This is a genomic window from Actinocorallia lasiicapitis (assembly GCF_054778695.1).
Window position 1 is genome coordinate 1 of sequence record NZ_BAAGZI010000558.1, and the last position, 2,854, is coordinate 2,854.

1 protein-coding gene and 1 pseudogene are annotated in these 2,854 nt (G+C 72.4%); both read right to left on the bottom strand.

Annotation, left to right across the window (positions count from 1 at the left end; translation table 11 throughout):
* Positions 1–2,584, bottom strand: a 2,584-nt coding sequence (locus ACYVE7_RS32065; protein WP_460370072.1) for an error-prone DNA polymerase, incomplete at its 3' end; no start/stop codon positions are given.
* 11 nt (positions 2,585–2,595) lie between these two features.
* Positions 2,596–2,854, bottom strand: a pseudogene (locus ACYVE7_RS32070) (DNA polymerase Y family protein); the annotation flags it as partial.

Here is a 2,854-nt window from a genome sequence, read left to right on the forward strand (position 1 = left end):
GGACCAGGTCGAACCCGAGCCGGATGCCGGGCTGCCCGCTCTCGGGGGCGTGCCGGTGCGGCCTGGCCGGCGGGTGGAGCCCTTCGAGCTCGGCCCGCGTGCCCGAGGCGTTGACGTCCAGCGGCAGGACGGTGACGCCGTGCCGCCGGGCGTCGCCGAGCAGGGACTGCGGGCTGTAGAAGCCCATGGGCTGGTTGCGCAGCAGCGCGGCGGTGAAGGCCGCCGGGTGGTGCCGTTTCAGCCAGGAGCTCGCGTAGACGAGGTGGGCGAAGGACTGGGCGTGCGACTCGGGGAAGCCGAAGCTGGAGAAACCGAGGATCTTGTCGTAGGTCTCGGCGGCGATCTGCGGGGGGATGCCGCGCTCGGCCATCCCGTCCAGGAGGCGGGCGCGGAGCCGTTCGATCCGCTCGGGCGCCCGTTTGGCGGACATGGCCTGGCGGAGCGCGTCGGACTCCTGCGGGGTGAAGCCCGCGCAGTCGACGGCGAGCTGCATCATCTGCTCCTGGAACAGCGGGACGCCCAGGGTGCGGCGCAGGGCCCGTTCCATCGTCGGATGCGGGACCGTCGACGGCTCCTTGCCCTGGCGGCGCCGGATGTAGGGGTGCACGGAGCCGCCCTGGATGGGTCCCGGACGGATCAACGCGACCTCGACGACCAGGTCGTAGAAGTTCCGAGGTTGGAGCCGGGGCAGGGTGGCCATCTGGGCGCGCGACTCGATCTGGAACACCCCGATGGTGTCGGCGTCGCAGAGCATGTCGTACACGGCGGGGTCGTCCGCCGGCAGGTTCGACAGGTCGTGGAGCCGGTCGTAGGAGGCGACGAGCCGGAAACAGTCGGCGAGCGCCGAGAGCATCCCCAGCCCGAGCAGGTCGAACTTGACCAGCCCCGCCGAGGCGCAGTCGTCCTTGTCCCACTGCAGGACGCTGCGTTTCTCCTTGCGGGCCCATTCGATCGGGCAGACCTCGCCCACCGGCCGCTCGCAGATGACCATGCCGCCGGAGTGGATGCCGAGATGGCGGGGCAGCCGCGACATCCGTCCGGCCAGCCGGGTGACGGGCTCGGGGATCAGATCCAGGTTGACGGGATCGCGCCAGTCGACCTGCTGGGCCCAGGCGTCCTGCTGTCCCGGCGAGTAGCCGAGGGCGCGGGCGGCGTCACGGGTGGCCATCTTGGGGCGGTAGGTGATGACGTTCGCGACCTGCGCGGTGCAGTGCCGTCCGTACTTGTCGTAGACGTGCTGGATGGCCTCTTCACGGCGTTTGTGCTCGATGTCCAGGTCGATGTCGGGCGGGCCGTCCCGGCCGTCGGACAGGAACCGCTCGAACAGCAGCCGGTGGTGGACGGCGTCGACCCCGGTGATGCCGAGGGCGAAGCAGGCCGCCGAGTTCACGGCCGAACCCCTGCCCTGGCAGAGGATTTTCTCCCGACGGCAGAACTCCACGATGTCGTACACGATCAGGAAATAGCCGGGGAAGCCCAGGCGCTCGATGACGTCCAGTTCGCGGTCGATCTGCGCCCACGCGCCCGGGACGCGCTCCGCCTCCCGCGGCCCGTACCGTTCCACCGCCCCCTTGTAGGTGCGGTCCCGCAGGTAGGTGGCCTCGGTGTGGCCTTCGGGGACTTTGCAAGCGGGCAGCTTGGGAGGGTCGGCCTTGAAGTCGAACCAGCACGCCTCGGCCAGCGCGACCGTCGCCTCCCGCACGCCGGGGAAGCGGGCCAGCCGCTCGGCCATCTCCTCCCCCGACCGCACGTGCGCGGTTCCCGACGCGGGCAGCCAGCCCTCCATCGCGTCGAGGGGGCGGCGGGCGCGGATCGCCGCCAGCGCCTGGGCCAGCCGGGCGTCCTCGCCGGGCGCGGCATAGTGGACGTTGTTGGAGGCGACGACGGTGAAACCGCGGGCGGTGGCGTCGGCGTAGAGGGCGTCGTTGCGCAGGTCGTCGCCGGGATGGTCGTGGTCGATCAGCTCGGCGTACACGTTCTCCTTACCGAACAGCCCGGCCAGCCGCTCCAGCGGGTAGCCGTGGTGCAGCGGCCCCTTCCGGCAGCCGGTGAGGACCGCCCAGTGGCCGCCGTGCTCCGCCGCCAGCGCCTCGAGGTCGTAGTCCGGTTTACCCTTCTCACCGCCGTCGAGCTGGGCCTTGGTGATGGCCTTGCAGAGCCGCCGGTAGCCTTCGGGGCCGCGCGCCAGCACCAGCAGATGCCAGCCGGCCGGGTCGGGCTCACCGGTCTGCGGGCCCGGCAGGCCCATGCTCAGCTCGGCGCCGTAGACGCCGCGCATCCCGGGGTGGGCGCGGATCGCGTCGGCGAACTGGACGGCGCCGTACATGCCGTCATGGTCGGTGACGGCCACATACCGGACGCCGAGCGCGGCCGCCTCGGCGACCAGCCGCTCCGGCTCCGTCGCCCCGTCCAGGAAGCTGAAGGAGGTGTGGCAGTGCAGCTCCGCCCACTCCACCGGGCCCGGCCGGAACCCCGCGGGCTCCGGCTCCGGCGCCGCGGCGGGCGGCGGCTCCGCGGGGGGATTCCCCCAGCTCGACCGGCGCGCGAACTCCTGCCACGACACCGCCGGATTGTGCCAGCCCATCGCCTTCCCCCTCAGTCATAGATCGCCTCGACGGTCCACTGCCCGCCCTCCACCGCCAGCAGATACGCCCCGCTGGGCGTGACGGCCTGGAGCCTGGCCCTGCGCCGGGTCTGCTCCGGATCCCACCAGCGTTCGGAGCACGGCCAAGGACCCGTCCACGCCGTGACGGGCTGGGGCCTGGTCCGCGCGACGACCAGCTCGACGGGCGGCGCCGACACCCGCGACCTGGACGTGACGACGACCGGCGCGCCGTCCGCCCCGGTCAGCCGG